14 protein-coding genes and 1 riboswitch are annotated in these 14,694 nt (G+C 47.9%); of the genes, 5 read left to right on the top strand and 9 right to left on the bottom strand.

Translation table 11 applies throughout. The features are described from left to right. Positions 1-4 precede the first annotated feature (4 nt). Positions 5-892: a methylisocitrate lyase gene (prpB, locus tag AC9UC2_RS04660; protein ID WP_509525800.1), complete on the bottom strand. Its 888-nt coding sequence runs from the start codon at positions 890-892 to the stop codon at positions 5-7. An 82-nt stretch (positions 893-974) separates the two neighbouring features. Here prpB and AC9UC2_RS04655 point away from each other — a divergent pair, with 82 nt between their 5' ends. Then, the gene (locus AC9UC2_RS04655; RefSeq protein WP_509525798.1) at positions 975-1,748 is read left to right on the top strand and encodes a dioxygenase family protein; all 774 of its coding nucleotides are present in this window, start codon (positions 975-977) and stop codon (positions 1,746-1,748) included. Here AC9UC2_RS04655 and ribH read toward each other — a convergent pair. The 8 genes from ribH to AC9UC2_RS04615 form a co-directional block, all read right to left on the bottom strand. Then, complete coding sequence (gene ribH, locus AC9UC2_RS04650) at positions 1,731-2,198, bottom strand: 6,7-dimethyl-8-ribityllumazine synthase (RefSeq protein WP_509525795.1); 468 nt, start codon at positions 2,196-2,198, stop codon at positions 1,731-1,733. The two genes, AC9UC2_RS04655 and ribH, sit on opposite strands and share 18 nt — an antisense overlap. Continuing rightward, positions 2,199-3,392, bottom strand: a complete 1,194-nt coding sequence (ribB, locus tag AC9UC2_RS04645; protein WP_509525792.1) for a 3,4-dihydroxy-2-butanone-4-phosphate synthase — start codon at positions 3,390-3,392, stop codon at positions 2,199-2,201. Next, a complete protein-coding gene (locus AC9UC2_RS04640) occupies positions 3,392-3,994 on the bottom strand; it encodes a riboflavin synthase (RefSeq protein ID WP_509525789.1) in 603 nt (200 codons plus the stop codon). Before AC9UC2_RS04640 ends, ribB begins: the two co-directional genes overlap by 1 nt. Beyond that, positions 3,994-5,007 carry a bifunctional diaminohydroxyphosphoribosylaminopyrimidine deaminase/5-amino-6-(5-phosphoribosylamino)uracil reductase RibD gene (gene ribD, locus AC9UC2_RS04635; RefSeq protein ID WP_509525786.1) on the bottom strand — a complete coding sequence of 338 codons (1,014 nt, stop codon included), beginning with the start codon at positions 5,005-5,007 and terminating at the stop codon, positions 3,994-3,996. The genes AC9UC2_RS04640 and ribD overlap by 1 nt, the downstream gene beginning before the upstream one ends. A gap of 84 nt (positions 5,008-5,091) precedes the next feature. After that, positions 5,092-5,219: riboswitch (FMN riboswitch) on the bottom strand. An 86-nt stretch (positions 5,220-5,305) separates the two neighbouring features. Next, on the bottom strand, positions 5,306-5,818 hold the full coding sequence (locus tag AC9UC2_RS04630; protein ID WP_509525783.1) for a DUF2202 domain-containing protein: 513 nt from the start codon (positions 5,816-5,818) through the stop codon (positions 5,306-5,308). Between the two features lie 221 nt (positions 5,819-6,039). Further along, positions 6,040-8,901: a vitamin B12-dependent ribonucleotide reductase gene (locus AC9UC2_RS04625; protein ID WP_509525780.1), complete on the bottom strand. Its 2,862-nt coding sequence runs from the start codon at positions 8,899-8,901 to the stop codon at positions 6,040-6,042. Between the two features lie 22 nt (positions 8,902-8,923). Next, positions 8,924-9,457 carry a transcriptional regulator NrdR gene (gene nrdR, locus AC9UC2_RS04620; protein ID WP_509525777.1) on the bottom strand — a complete coding sequence of 178 codons (534 nt, stop codon included), beginning with the start codon at positions 9,455-9,457 and terminating at the stop codon, positions 8,924-8,926. A gap of 219 nt (positions 9,458-9,676) precedes the next feature. Beyond that, positions 9,677-10,069, bottom strand: coding sequence for a LysM peptidoglycan-binding domain-containing protein (locus AC9UC2_RS04615; RefSeq protein WP_509525774.1), 393 nt, complete (start codon positions 10,067-10,069; stop codon positions 9,677-9,679). A 155-nt stretch (positions 10,070-10,224) separates the two neighbouring features. Here AC9UC2_RS04615 and lexA point away from each other — a divergent pair, with 155 nt between their 5' ends. The 4 genes from lexA (at position 10,225) to AC9UC2_RS04595 (ending at position 14,634) form a co-directional block, all read left to right on the top strand. Further along, the gene (gene lexA, locus AC9UC2_RS04610) at positions 10,225-10,893 is read left to right on the top strand and encodes a transcriptional repressor LexA (protein ID WP_509525771.1); all 669 of its coding nucleotides are present in this window, start codon (positions 10,225-10,227) and stop codon (positions 10,891-10,893) included. An 89-nt stretch (positions 10,894-10,982) separates the two neighbouring features. Beyond that, entirely contained in the window at positions 10,983-11,999 is a 1,017-nt protein-coding gene (locus AC9UC2_RS04605) for an iron ABC transporter substrate-binding protein (protein ID WP_509525768.1), read from the top strand. A gap of 2 nt (positions 12,000-12,001) precedes the next feature. Continuing rightward, positions 12,002-13,600 carry an ABC transporter permease gene (locus tag AC9UC2_RS04600; RefSeq protein WP_509525765.1) on the top strand — a complete coding sequence of 533 codons (1,599 nt, stop codon included), beginning with the start codon at positions 12,002-12,004 and terminating at the stop codon, positions 13,598-13,600. Then, positions 13,597-14,634 carry an ABC transporter ATP-binding protein gene (locus AC9UC2_RS04595; RefSeq protein WP_509525762.1) on the top strand — a complete coding sequence of 346 codons (1,038 nt, stop codon included), beginning with the start codon at positions 13,597-13,599 and terminating at the stop codon, positions 14,632-14,634. Before AC9UC2_RS04600 ends, AC9UC2_RS04595 begins: the two co-directional genes overlap by 4 nt. Positions 14,635-14,694 lie beyond the last annotated feature (60 nt).

Here is a 14,694-nt window from a genome sequence, read left to right as displayed (position 1 = left end):
GTCCCTACCCGTTGTCTTTACCTAGTGTTTGGTCAAGTACTTTTTCATATTCATAATAATTAATGGCTTGGTATAACTCATCCCGCGTTTGCATCGTGTCGATCACATTGGACTGGGTTCCATCGCGTCGAATCGCCGTATAGACGTTCTCGGCCGCCTTATTCATCGCTCTGAACGCTGACAATGGGTACAGGATCATACCCACCCCATTGGCTGCTAGTTCATCACGAGTAAACAAGGGGGTCATTCCAAATTCGGTGATGTTGGCCAACATTGGCTTTGAAACCGCGGATGAGAATTTCTTGTAATCCTCTAAGGTGCGAATTGCTTCAGGGAAGATTAAATCGGCGCCGGCTTGGATGTAAGCATGAACGCGATCCAGCGCTGCATCGACGCCTTCATTAGCGATCGCATCTGTGCGCGCCATGATCTGGAAGTTCTCATCCGTGCGAGCATCAACTGCCGCCTTGATGCGATCCACCATTTCATTCTTTGAAACAATCTCTTTGTTGGGACGGTGTCCGCAACGCTTTGCGCCCACTTGATCTTCGATGTGCATCGCAGCTGCACCAGCCTTGATCAGATCTTTTACTGTGCGCCCGATGTTAAATGCTGATGCACCAAAACCGGTATCGGCATCAACTAACAAAGGGGTATCGCAGACATTGGTAATGCGACGTACATCTGTCAAGACATCTTCTAGCGTTGTGATTCCTAAATCTGGAATTCCCATAGATCCGGCAGCGACTCCGCCACCTGATAGATAGATTGCGCGAAAACCTGCACGCTTGGCAAGCAGAGCGTGATTAGCGTTGATAGTTCCAATAATTTGAAGCGGGGATTCTTCAACCAAAGCCTTTTTAAAGGCTGCACCTGCGCTGGTTACGCTCACAGGTTGAGTGTAACTACCCCGTTAAGGGTGGCAAACTCCACAAGTAGTTGAATATTCAACTACTTTGAGATACGGTAACTGCATGAGTCAATTACCAGCGTTATACATAGGTCATGGAGCGCCGATGTTGCTCGATGATGAGTTGTGGACATCACAGTTGAAAGGCATCGCTGGCCAGATTCAAAAACCAAAAGCGATCTTGATTGTCAGCGCACATTGGGAGTCAGCACCGGTGACCCTAACTAGTCCTGTCGCTGGGACGCCCCTGGTTTATGACTTTAGTGGTTTTGCTAAAAAGTTTTTCGAAATGACCTATGCAACACCAGATGCAACCGAGCTATTAAATCTTGTTGCTTCACTTATGCCAGATACCGAACAGGTTGTTCAGAGCAACCGCGGTTTAGATCATGGCGCGTGGGTTCCGCTAAAGGTGATGTATCCAGCTGCAGATATTCCAGTGCTTCAAATGTCGATGCCAACAAGTGATCCCGGAAAATTGATGGAACTTGGAAAACGTTTACAACCTTTACGCGACATGGGTGTCTTGATTATCGGTAGCGGTTTCATGACACATGGTTTGCCATATTTGCGTGATTGGAGCACCGATGCGATTGCGCCAACCTGGTCTAGCGAGTTTGATGCCTGGGCTGCCGAAGCCCTTTTAAAAGGTGATGTTGAAACTCTTTCAGGATTTAAAACTAAAGCTCCTGGAATGCCCTATGCCCATCCAACAGTTGAGCATTTTACGCCGCTGTTTATCACGCTAGGTGCCGCGCACAAACCTGATGCACCAGTTGAAACTTTAATCGATGGTTACTTTATGGGGCTATCTAAGCGTTCAATTCTTGTTGCGTAAGTGAAGTAATTCGATGGCAGCGATCGCACTGTCATATCCCTTGTCCTCTTTGCTACCTGCAACGCCAGAACGAGCGATAGCTTGGTCTAGATCGTCACACATCAAAACACCATACCCAATTGGCTTTCCGTACTTAAGCGATACATCGATAACGCCCTGAGTAACGCCTTGGCAAACATAATCAAAGTGTGGGGTTTCACCCTTCAGTACTAACCCAACCGCAACAACTGCATCAAAGCCCTTTTCAAATGCGTATTGAGCAGCAAGTGGAATTTCAAATGAGCCGGGTACGTATTGAACTTCAATGTTTTTTACCTGTGCGGTATCAAGTGCGCGACGTGCTCCTGCAATCAGGTCATTACAAATATCAAGGTGCCATGACGAAGAGATGATCGCTACCTTGGCGTTTGGAAGTGGCTTAATGCCAATTTCTGGTGCATGTCCGGCCATTTACTTGCCTCCTCGTGAGTGACCAAGTTTTTCTTCCTTGGTAGCTAGATATTTCTCGTTAAAAGTATTGGGGACAACCGTTAAGTTAGCTTGCGTTACTTCGATACCTGCAGTGTGAAGCGCCTGGACCTTGTTGGGGTTGTTAGTCAGCAACGTTAACTCTTTAATGCCAAGTGCTCGAACAATTGCAATCGCATCAGACCAATCGCGAGCATCGATTTCATGTCCAAGATGCAGGTTGGCATCGATCGTGTCCATGCCGGCATCTTGTAATTGGTAAGCCTTAATCTTTTCAGTTAAGCCAATGCCACGGCCTTCGTGATCGCGCAGATAAACAATGTATCCGTGACCGTGTGCCTGAATCATTGAGATTGATTTCTCTAATTGTTCGCCGCAATCACAGCGCTGTGAATGCACCACATCGCCGGTAAAACACTCGCTATGAATACGCACCATTGGCACTATGCCGGCTTGACCAAAAGAGATAACTGCGTGTTCGCGCTGTCGCAGTCCAGGGTAAGTAGCAATAGACCACATACCGCTGCGCAAAGGCAGCTGTGCCCATTCAAAGATAAATTCTGATTTAACTTCCTGTACAACAGGGACAAGACCCTTTAATTCTTCGACAGCGATCATCGGAATTGAGTGCTGGATTGCAAATGCGGCAAGTGATTCACCGCGAGCCATTGAGCCATCATCATTAACGATTTCAGATAACAAACACACTGGTTGGGCACCGACTAGATATGAAAGTGCAACACCTGCTTCGGTATGGCCAGCACGTGCTTCTAGGCCACCAATATCTGCAATCAAAGGAAATATGTGGCCGGGGCGAATAAAATCTGAATGTGTAACTGCAGTATCAGCTAATGCACGCACAGTGTTTGCGCGCTCTGTGGCGCTGACGCCAGTAGTAAGGCCGACCTTGTAATCCACGCTGACTGTAAATGCGGTCTTCTTGGAATCTTGGTTTTCTTCCACCATTAATGGCAGGCGCAGTGTGCGGGCACGTTCTTGCGTCATTGCAACGCACAGGATTCCGGTTGTGTGGCGCACCATGAAAGCAACCTTTTCCGGGGTGGCACGTTCTGCCAACAGCATCAGATCGCCTTCATTTTCGCGGTCCGCGTCATCGGTCACGATGATCAAATCACCATTTTTGTAAGCATCTAAAGCCTTTTGGAGATTACTCATTATTTATCTCCCTTGGCCAGCAGACGCTCTACATACTTAGCCAGCACATCAACTTCGACATTGATTAAATCCCCTGCACTTTTTGTCGATAAGTTTGTGCGCTCTAAAGTTTCAGGGATAAGCCAGACCGTCACCACATTGTTGGCATCATTGATTTGGCCAACAGTCAGTGAAACACCATCTAGACAGATCGACCCTTGATTAACAATGTACTTGGCTAGTTTTTCTGGCACCGTGATATCAAACTGTGCCCACTTTTCTCCGGGAGTTAATCCGACAACAGTTGCAACGCCATCGACGTGACCCTGAACCATGTGCCCACCCATGCGGGTATTGAGCAATGCTGCTAATTCCAAGTTCACTGGACTGCCAACAGCAAGTTGAGCCAGCGAAGTAACCGTCAAAGTTTGCACCATTACATCTGCCGTAAATGTCTCACCAGCAATTGATGTCGCAGTTAAACAAACTCCATTTACTGCAACTGAATCTCCCACGGCAATCTGGGTAATGAGCCCAGGTGCAGCAACGGTAAAGACCGCAGAGCTTTCACTCTTTTGGATTGCGGTGATGCGTCCTAGTTCTGCAATTAGTCCAGTAAACATCACTCACCGTTCCTAATGCGATAAACCGACTTAACATCGCCATCTAGCACCTGCGTGCCAAGGTGATCCATACGCATCTGATCAGTAATCGTTGTTGGGTAATCAAAGGCAAAGAAGTGCTTACCTGTGCCCAGCAGCGATGGTGCTTGATACATGATTAATTCATCTAATAAACAGCCATCTAACATGGCACTGCCTAGCGTTGGCCCCGCTTCAACAAAGACGTGATTAATGCCCAATTCATTGAGTTTTTCAACCAAAACATCAAGGTCTTTTGATTTAACAACAACTGTTTGGGCGGCATCATCAAAGATCTGAGCATCCTTTGGTAACTCTTGTTCCCCGCAAACAACGCGGATTGGATTGTGGGCATAGCCTGCAAAATCACCACGCGGAATCAAATACGGGTTATCGACAATCACGGTATTTGTTCCTACCAAGATCGCATCTGCTTGGCGACGCAATACCTGCACATCTGCCCTTGATGCTTCATTGGTGATCCACTTTGATGTTCCATCGGCAGCAGCTACTTTGCCATCAAGGGTTGCGGCAACTTTCCAGGTAAAGAACGGTCGGTTCTTGCGAATCTTTATGAGCCAGGCACGATTTGAAAACGCGGCTTCAGCTTTCAAGACGCCATCAATCACAGTGATACCTGCTGCACGAAGTGCTGCTGCGCCACCGGCTGCTTTTTCATTGGGATCGGTAACTGCAAAAACAACTGTTGTGATGCCTGCATCAATGATTGCCTGAACACAAGGTCCAGTGCTGCCGGTGTGATTGCAGGGTTCAAGGGTTACAACAATTGTGCTGCCCTGTGTTTTTTCTCCAGCTGCTTTAATTGCAACAACTTCGGCGTGATCGACCGAATTCATTCGATCATGAAAACCTTCGCCCAGCACGGCCCCGTTTGAATCAATAATCACTGCGCCAACGATTGGATTAGGCGCAGTCTTTCCTAAACCTTTTTCGGACAGGGCAATGGCACGTTGCATTGCAACTGTGTAATCCATTTTTAATCCCCCGACTCTAGAAATGAGTTATCGGGGTGGGTGCATGAAAGAATGCACAAAGAAGGTAGGCGCAAGCCCACCTTTGTTTGTTTTCTCTCATCCGGACTTTAACCGTCGGTCTCAGAGTTTCACTGAGTCAACCGATACCTGGCGGGTATCGGGTCGCGGACTTTAACCGCCGGTTCGAAATTACATCGACCCCGAAAACAACGTCCCAATTCTACTGCTGTTTCACCCCAGCTGGTGACATGAAAAACCCCGCCTACCCCTTGAGAAGGCGGGGAAATTCAATGCTTACTTAGCGGCTAAATGCTGCCAAGTGGTTGATAGAACCCTTCAACAGGTTATCCAGCGCTAGCTTCATATCGGCAGGCATTGTTGGTGCCTCCAACATTTCCTGAATATCTTTGATGTCAAGGTTTTCAATGTCGCGTCCGACCTGCATGGTAGCTGCTACATCAGTTGAACCTTGCGCAATCAAAGTGTTGTACAGGGCTTGCAATGACTTGTTGTAAAAGACTCCAGGCTTGCGTACAAGTGTTGGATTCCAGTAGCCATATGTCTTCAGTACCGCTGCAATTTGATCCATGTGTGTCTGCTCGGATTTTGCAATATTTGCAAACTTAGATGTGGTCACATTGGCCGCCAAGTACAGATAAACATCTCGTGCAAGCTTTTCCTCTTCAACAATGTATTGAAGCTGAAGCTTTTGGGCTGCAGTTGGACGAGTTGCCGCATTTGCTAATGGGGCAAAGCCAACGGCTGCAATTGCTGCCAGGACAATTGCTGCTGTGAATTTCTTTGCTCTCATGATCTGACCTGCATTTCTTAAGGTGTTGAATCAGTTGATTTAACTGTTTCTTCCTTATAAAAACACCATACCCCCCGGGGTATGAGCAATCAATGAAAGGTAGGTGTGATATTGCTGGGCGAAATTTCCTGAGCGTGTGCCAGCACTCAGACAAGTAAAAACCCCGCCAATCGCAGTGATTGACGGGGCTTTTAACGGGGTTGGTTAAAAATAGTTATTGCTTAGCTGCAACCAGATGTGTTTCCACACCCTTCGCATACAAAGCATGCTCCTGACATTCTCATCTTTACTCCACATGTCATACATAGTGGTGCATCAGATTTGATTCCCATTGATTCAAGTAGATCAGATGATGAACCGATTGTTGCCGCAAGTGGTGCAGCTTCAATCTTTACATCAGCTGTCTTTACAGCCACTGGCTTACTTGGAGCAGTTACAGGAGCCGCCGCAGCAACCGGTGCCGCTGGTGCTTTTGGGGTATCGGTTTCCTTTGCAATCTCTACGTACTCGCCACCATTGTCTAGCGCAGCTGCACGCTCTGCTGCTGTGTATAGACCCATTGCTGAACGTTGTTCAAATGGTAGGTAGTCAAGTGCTAGACGACGGAAGATGTAATCCATCATGGACTGTGCCATGCGAATATCTTGATCATCTGTCATACCTGCTGGCTCGAAGCGCAAGTTTGTGAACTTCTCTACGAATGTCTCTAGTGGAACTCCGTACTGAAGTCCGATAGATACTGCGATTGAGAACGCGTCCATTACGCCTGCAAGAGTTGAACCCTGCTTGCCAAGCTTCAAGAACACTTCACCAAGTGCGCCATCAGCGTATGCACCAGCGGTCATGTAACCCTCTGCGCCACCAACTGAGAATGATGTTGTTGTTGCTGGGCGTGACTTTGGAAGACGGTTACGAACTGGTGTTGCTGTTTCTACTTCAGCAACAACTTCCTTCTTCTTCGCCTTTCCATCAGACAAAGGCTGACCAACCTTGCAGTTGTCACGGTAAACCGCGAGCGCCTTAATTCCCATTCTCCATGCTTCGATGTGTACTTCTTCAACCTCTTCAACAGTTGCATCCTCTGGAAGGTTTACTGTCTTTGAGATCGCACCTGAAAGGAATGGCTGGCATGCAGCCATCATGCGCACGTGGCCCATTGGAGCAATTGAACGTGCACCTAGTGCGCAGTCAAATACTTCGTAGTGCTCTGGCTTTAGTCCTGGAGCATCAATTACGTGACCGTTTGCTGCGATGAATTCAACGATCGCTTCAACTGTCTCTTGTGCGTAGCCAAGCTTTTCTAGAGCTAGTGGAACTGTCTGGTTAACGATCTGCATAGATCCGCCACCGACTAGCTTCTTGAACTTAACTAATGAGAAGTCTGGCTCGATACCTGTTGTATCGCAATCCATCATCAAACCAATTGTTCCGGTTGGAGCAAGAACTGAGATCTGGGCGTTGCGCCAGCCGTTCTTATCTCCTGTTGATAGACATGCATCCCACGCCTTGTTCGCTTCTGTCCATACATCGCGGTCTAGTGTTGTTTCAGACTTTGCCGCAGATGAAGCAGATGCGTGCTTGCGCATAACACGTGCGTGTGGCTTAGCGTTTTGTGCAAAGCCTGCATATGGTCCAACGATTCCAGCTAGTTCTGCTGAACGCTTGTATGTAATACCTGACATCAATGATGTGATCGCACCAGCGAGCGCGCGTCCACCTTCTGAATCGTATGCAAGACCTGATGCCATCAATAGTGCGCCAAGGTTTGCATATCCGATACCGAGCTGACGGTAAGCCTTTGTTGTGTCACCGATTGCTTCAGTTGGGAAATCTGCGAAACAGATTGAAATGTCCATCGCTGTGATGATCATTTCTGCAGCACGACCAAATGTCTTTGCATCAAATGAACCATCAGCCTTGAGGAACTTCATCAAGTTAAGTGATGCCAAGTTACAAGAGGAATTGTCTAGTGACATGTACTCAGAGCAAGGGTTTGACGCATTGATGCGACCTGTCTCTGGAGTTGTGTGCCAATCATTGATGGTGTCATCGAACTGAACACCAGGATCAGCACATGCCCATGCAGCTTGCGCAATCTTTGTAAACAATGCACGTGCATCAACTGTTTCAATAACTTCGCCAGTTGAACGAGCTGTTAAACCAAACTGCTCGCCCTTTTCTACTGCCTGCATGAACTTGTCTGACAAACGGACTGAGTTGTTTGCATTCTGGTACTGAACAGAGATGATGTCTTTTCCACCAAGGTCCATGTCAAAGCCAGCATCGCGAAGTGCGCGAATCTTGTCTTCTTCCTTGACCTTTGTCTCAATAAATTCTTCGATATCTGGGTGATCTACATCTAGAACAACCATCTTTGCAGCGCGACGGGTTGCGCCTCCTGATTTGATTGTTCCTGCTGAAGCGTCGGCTCCACGCATGAATGAGACTGGGCCAGATGCTGTTCCGCCGGACTTTAGGAGCTCCTTTGATGAACGGATGCGAGACAAGTTAAGTCCTGCTCCTGATCCACCCTTGAAGATCATTCCTTCTTCGCGGTACCAGTTGAGGATGCTGTCCATAGTGTCATCAACTGACAAGATGAAACATGCTGAAACTTGCTGTGGTTGCGCGGTTCCAACGTTGAACCACACTGGTGAGTTGAATGAGAAAATTTGGTGCATGAGCATGTGTGTTAGCTCGTGCTCGAAAACAAGTGCGTCCTTATCTGTTGCAAAGTAGCCGTGTTCTTTGCCGGCCTTTGTGTATGTCAACACAACGCGATCAATTACCTGCTTCAAAGACCACTCGCGGTTTTCTGCACCTAGTGCGCCACGGAAGTACTTTGTTGTAACGATTGTTGAAGCATTTACTGACCATGAATCTGGGTACTCAACACCGCGTTGTTCGAAAACAGTCTCGCCCGTTCTCCAGTTTTGCTGCACCACATCACGGCGCTCCCACTTAACTTGATCGTATGGGTGCACTCCTTCGGTTGTGTAGATGCGTTCGATCGTCAAGCCCTTACCCTTAAGAGTGTTGTGGGCCTTGATTTTCGCTGGTCGGTTGATGACCGTCTCTGACATATTGTGTTTCCCCGTCTTCTAGTTATGAATTAATTTTTTGAGATGCGTTACTGCTTTGTTCTGCTCTGTTTTTATTGCTATTTGAATCTGAAGCAATTGGGGAATTGCCTGAAGGTAGAGCGCGGAGAAGAGCGATCTCACCTTCGAAATCTTCAAGGGAGGCAAAGTTACGGTACACAGAGGCATAACGTAAGTAGGCAACCTCATCGAGCTCTCGGAGTGGCGCAAGAATTGCCATTCCAACTTCTTGAGCTTCGATTTCTGCTTGTCCTGTGCGGCGAAGGGTTTCTTCTACGCGCTGAGCAAGCAAAACTAAATCGTCCTCGTTAACGGGACGTCCCTGGCAGGCTTTACGAACACCGACCAAGACCTTCTCGCGGCTGAAAGGCTCGGTGGCCCCGCTGCGCTTAATAATGTTCAGAAGTGAGAGCTCCTGGGTTGAGAATCGCTGGCCACACTGGGGGCACTCGCGACGACGGCGGATTGCTGTGCCATCTTCAACTGGACGGGAGTCCACAACTCGGGAATCTTCGTTTCTACAGAATGGGCAATTCATCTCGGCGTGTCCTCCAATCAATGCTCGATATTTGTAACTTCGGGTGTAAAGGGCTTTTTAGAGCGGATTTAGAAATATACCCTAAAACCACTACTAATGGAAGCAATTCTTGCTTTGACCCCTACATCTTGTGTTAACTATAAAGCATTTCTTGAGGCTTTGCCTGTTGAGTAGATGAAAGCCACCTGAGCGGCGTGTCGCGGGTTAGCCAGGCTTGAATTACTTGCCTAGTGGGACCCGAATCTTCTGGCCAGCCTGTAGGTCATACCCCTTCAGGTTGTTGATCTCGCGGATCTCATTGATAAACCCCTGCACATCCCCCGATGCATAGGCTGCAGCTACAGACCACAGGGTTTCACCTGGTGCCACAACTACTACGGAATAGGTTGCTGGTGCTGATGCCTTTGGCCCTTCTTGGTTAGCACCTGAGGTCGCGGCAAAGCCTGCAACCATCACAACTGCCAGCGAGAGAACAACGATGGTGCGCGCAAGACGGCCACGGCGCGTCAAGCGACCGGACGGATTGGCCGCTGTGTTGGCTAAAAAGCCTTGATTTACACTGCTTTTTCCACTTGTTGTTGAACCAAATGAATTGATAGTTAGTGCGCTCATCGTGCTCGCCCGCTTTCTTTTACTGCTGAACAACCTTGGGGAAGGTATTCGAACAGTTGTTCGAATAAGACAATTAAACACCCCACCACTGACAAATGCAACATTTTTTCGAACAGGTGTTTGAATTTTTTCCAAAGCTGTGTCACCATATGGACATGGCAAAAAATGTGACTGAACTTCCAGATGGTCCAGCAGGTGCCCACGGCTTAACTGCCCGCCAGCTCAAGATCCTTGGCGCAATCAAGGATGCCCTTGAAACCAACGGCTATCCCCCTTCAATGCGGGAGATCGGCCTGGTCGCCGGCCTGACTTCCCCTGCCTCGGTCAAGTACCAGCTAGAAGCCCTAGAAAAGAAGGGCTTTATCCGCCGCGACCCAACCCGTGGCCGCGCCCTGGAAGTTTTGATGCCAGATGAAAAGACCGCGGAAAATTCAACCCCAGTTGATGCCACCCGCTACATCCCGCTAGTAGGTCGCATCGCAGCCGGTGGGCCTATTACCGCCGAGCAGTCAATTGAAGAGACCTTCCCGCTTCCAGAATCCCTTGTAGGTAGCGGTGAGCTGTTCATGCTCAAAGTCGTTGGCGAATCAATGATTGATGCGGCTATTTGCGATGGCGATTACGTCGTTATCCGCTCTCAAAAGGATTGCAATAACGGTGAAATCGTTGCCGCGATGATCGATGGCGAAGCAACAGTGAAGACTTTCTCACGTAAAAATGGGCATATTTGGCTGCTTCCAGCTAATGATGACTTTGCACCTATCGATGGCGACAACTGCGAGATCTTAGGAAAGGTCACCGCGGTCATCCGTTCCGTTCGCTAATGTGATGAATTACGCAACACTAATGTTGCGTAAATAAGGCAGGTGCCCTAGAGTCTTTCGGTAGCCAAACCAACCGAGAGAAGATGCCCTTGTTCAAGAGATCCGCCCTGATAGCAGTTGTTCTAGCCCTTTTTGCGACCATCCTTACCGGGTGTTCATCATCTGATGAGCAAGCAAGTGATGTCACCGAGCTAACTGTTTATTCAGGCCGTTCTGAAGAGTTCATCGCACCATTTTTTGCCCAATGGGAAGCCCAATCTGGAATCAAACTGAACATCCGTTACGGAGATTCAGCAGAACTTGCTGCACAAATTCTGGAAGAAGGAAGCAATTCACCTGCCGATCTATTTTTGGCACAAGATGCTGGATCGCTGGGAGCAGTTGCCCAGGCTGGTTTATTTACCCAATTAAATGATGCGATCGCATCAGCTATTCCGGCCCAATACGTTGCTGCAAATCGCAACTGGGTCGGTGTGACAGGTCGCGCTCGCGTCTTTGCTTACGCACCAGATCGCGTAAAGGTTTTGCCACAATCAGTAGCTGATTTAACAAAGCCTGAATACAAGAACCAAGTTGGTATTGCGCCAACAAATGCATCTTTCCAAGCTTTCGTAACCGCGTTAATTGAAAGCAAGGGCGCAGAGTTTGCAAAGACTTGGCTAAAGGGTCTGCAGGCAAATGGTGTAAAGATCTATGCAAAAAACAGTGCCATTGTTGAAGCAATCGATAAGGGCGAAATTTCAATTGGTCTTGTTAACCACTATTACATCTGGGAAGTTAGCGAAGGACTGGGCCGTGCAATTAATGTAAAGAACGGCTTCTTTGCAACTGGTGATCTAGGAAACCTGATCAACGTTTCAGGTGCTGGCGTCCTGGCATCTAGCAAGAAGTACGCAGCTGCCGAAGATCTAATCAACTTCTTAACAAGTGCCCCAACCCAAGCAAAGTTTGTTTCAGATACCCATGAATATTCATTGCTTGCAGGTGCTGCTGCGCCAACTGATGTACCAACGCTGGATCAAATCGGAGCCCCAGCTGTTGATTTAAACACTTTGAAAAACATTAAGGCAACACAGGACCTGCTTATTGAGGTTGGACTGCTGTAAAAATGCCAACAACTTTCCCCGAAAGCACCAAGGTTGCACTGTCGCAAAGTGCGCGTAATCAGCGCGCTGTGCGTGGTGTGCTCAGTGGCGCAGTCGGGATTGTTGCTGCTTTAGCCCTGATTCCTATTGGTTATTTGCTGGTTCGGGCTAGCCAAAAGCCATTGGGTGAAACTGCGCAATTGTTGCTTCGCCCAAAAACACTAGAAGTTCTTGCGACAACATCAGCACTTGTTTTAGGTGTTGTTGTAACAACCGTTGTTTTCGGTGTTGCCATGGCAACCGGCCTGCACTTTGTGCGTCTGCCATTTCGTCGCTTATTGATCATCCCTGCGGTATTGCCATTGGCTATTCCGTCATACGTATTTACCTATACCTGGATCGCTTTGGTTCCCGAATTTTCCGGCTTCTTTGCCGCAGGTTTTATCTTGTCGATTACGACTTTGCCTTATGTAATTTTGGCAACCTTGGCAGGGCTGCGAACCGTTGATACTTCACAGATCGAAGTTGCGCGTTCATTGGGATTAACTCCATTTGAAACCTTTAGACGGGTTGTCTTTCCACAAGTTAAAGGTCACATCAGTGCCGGTGCATTGCTGGCCGCTCTGTACACAATCAGTGACTTTGGTGCGGTTTCCCTGTTAAACGTGGAAACGCTTACTGTCACGATTCAAAACATGTATCGCGCTTCTTATGATCGCAGCGCCGCGGCTGTTATCTCTTTTGTTCTTATTGCCTTTTCAACCATCGTTGTTTTGGCAGATGAAAAGGTTAAGCGCCAGACTCCGGATTCCAGTGTTGTAAAGGTGTATTCAACTAAGAATTCACTGATTAACAATGTCTGGCTGCGTTTTGCAGTTATCGCAACCGTTGCTATCTATGCAGTCAACGCAGTGCTTATCCCCTTCTACGTTTTGATCTCTAGATTTCTTGGTAACCAAGTTGCCATTAACTGGGGCGATTTATTGGCAGCATCGATTTCAACTATCTCTGTGGCAGCACTTGGTGCGCTAATCGCACTTGTGATGTCCGCTCCCCTAGGAATCGTTTTATCTGGTGGTTCCACCCGCATCGGTCGCATCGCACAACGCATCATCACTGTGGGACATGGATTGCCGGGTGTTGTTGTTGGTTTAGCCGTGGTTTCAATTGGTTCAAAGCTGGGTGCTTTGTATCAAACAACATTCTTATTGGCCTTTGCCTATGCCCTGTTATTCCTTGCAAAATCAGTAGCTAGCATGAGCTCTTCACTGTCGCGTGTTCCATCAAGTGTGAAAGATGTTGCATCAACTCTTGGCATGAACCAATGGATGGTTATCAAAAAAGTTGTGGCACCTATTGCTGCACCTGGCATTGGTCTTGGCACAGTGTTGGTATTTCTAACTGCAATGAAGGAACTTCCGGCTACTTTGATGCTGCGCCCAACAGGCTTTGACACCTTGGCCACACAGATCTGGTCTGCAGCATCTATCAATCGATTTAACGAGGCCGCACCCTATGCATTAATCTTGGTACTAATTGCGGCGCTACCAACCTTTTTATTGAGCCGTCCAGATAAAGAAGATCGAAGCTTTATTCAAGAAAACCTAGGGGGCGAAAAGTGAGTTCACTTGAGATTTCCCACCTAAAAGTTTCCCTTGGCCAAAAGTTAATTCTGAACGATCTGTCATTTTCATTAGCTGAAGGTCAGATTGCTGCCCTGCTTGGTCCATCTGGTTGTGGCAAGACAACGCTGCTGCGCAGTATCGCCGGTTTGATTGCACCATCTGATGGAACTATTCGTTTTGGTAAGCAGCTGGTTTCTTTGTCTTCTCTTGTTATGCCATCGCATAAGCGCAAGATCGGTTATGTCCCACAAGAAGGTGCGTTATTTCCACACCTATCTGTTGCCGACAATATTGCTTTTGGTTTAGATCGCGCTGTCTTTACGAAAGACCAGATTCGCCAGACAACAAAGGAAATGCTTAACCTGATTGGTTTGCAAGGTTTTGAAAACCGCATGCCTAATCAACTATCTGGCGGGCAGCAAACTCGTGTAGCACTGGCCAGAGCCCTAGCCATTAAGCCAGCAATAGTTTTATTAGATGAACCCTTTTCAGCACTAGATGCCGCGCTTCGCGGTGACTTGCGCGCAGATGTGATTGATCTACTGCGCAAGAGCAACGCAACTGCAATCTTGGTTACCCACGATCGTGAAGAAGCTTTGGTTTCAGCCGATGTTGTTGCATTGATGCGCGATGGCCAAATCATTCAGCAGGGATCGCCAGAATCTGTTTATTCGACGCCGATTTCACCTGCCATGGCAATTAGCACCGGCGATGCGCTAGTTCTGGATGCATCAAAACTGGCTGATGGTTCAACTTCTTATTTGTTTAGCCGAGCAACAAATAGTACTGTGGTTGAAGCAGGCCACATTGTTATTCGCCCCGAAGAAATCAAACTTGATCGCAACCTAACTGGCACGCAATCTATTGGACGCATTTCCAAGATTGATTACTACGGCCATGACGCGATGGTTACTCTCGATTGTGCGGGCCAGATCCTGAAGGTTCGTATCCCTGGGCCATTTGATTATGCAGTCGGTGAAGAAGTAAGCCTTGAGCACGCTGGACCGGTTCGCTTCTTTTCTAGCAATTAAGCCTTGAAGTAGGCCATCCCTGGCAGCGCAAGGGAAATAGTTCACTTTCAGATAACGTGG

It is taken from the genome of Candidatus Planktophila sp. (genome assembly GCF_036734405.1).
Lineage (GTDB): Bacteria > Actinomycetota > Actinomycetes > Nanopelagicales > Nanopelagicaceae > Planktophila.
This window is presented reverse-complemented; position numbering and strand designations above follow the sequence as displayed.

What these genes read in the sequence shown, in the direction of transcription:
- AC9UC2_RS04655 (WP_509525798.1), top strand. Translation starts at nt 975, where the DNA reads ATGAGTCAATTACCAGCGTTATACATAGGTCATGGAGCGCCGATGTTG.
- ribH (WP_509525795.1), bottom strand. Translation starts at nt 2,198, where the DNA reads ATGGCCGGACATGCACCAGAAATTGGCATTAAGCCACTTCCAAACGCC.
- ribB (WP_509525792.1), bottom strand. Translation starts at nt 3,392, where the DNA reads ATGAGTAATCTCCAAAAGGCTTTAGATGCTTACAAAAATGGTGATTTG.
- AC9UC2_RS04640 (WP_509525789.1), bottom strand. Translation starts at nt 3,994, where the DNA reads ATGTTTACTGGACTAATTGCAGAACTAGGACGCATCACCGCAATCCAA.
- ribD (WP_509525786.1), bottom strand. Translation starts at nt 5,007, where the DNA reads ATGGATTACACAGTTGCAATGCAACGTGCCATTGCCCTGTCCGAAAAA.
- AC9UC2_RS04630 (WP_509525783.1), bottom strand. Translation starts at nt 5,818, where the DNA reads ATGAGAGCAAAGAAATTCACAGCAGCAATTGTCCTGGCAGCAATTGCA.
- AC9UC2_RS04625 (WP_509525780.1), bottom strand. Translation starts at nt 8,901, where the DNA reads ATGTCAGAGACGGTCATCAACCGACCAGCGAAAATCAAGGCCCACAAC.
- nrdR (WP_509525777.1), bottom strand. Translation starts at nt 9,457, where the DNA reads ATGAATTGCCCATTCTGTAGAAACGAAGATTCCCGAGTTGTGGACTCC.
- AC9UC2_RS04615 (WP_509525774.1), bottom strand. Translation starts at nt 10,069, where the DNA reads ATGAGCGCACTAACTATCAATTCATTTGGTTCAACAACAAGTGGAAAA.
- lexA (WP_509525771.1), top strand. Translation starts at nt 10,225, where the DNA reads ATGGCAAAAAATGTGACTGAACTTCCAGATGGTCCAGCAGGTGCCCAC.
- AC9UC2_RS04600 (WP_509525765.1), top strand. Translation starts at nt 12,002, where the DNA reads ATGCCAACAACTTTCCCCGAAAGCACCAAGGTTGCACTGTCGCAAAGT.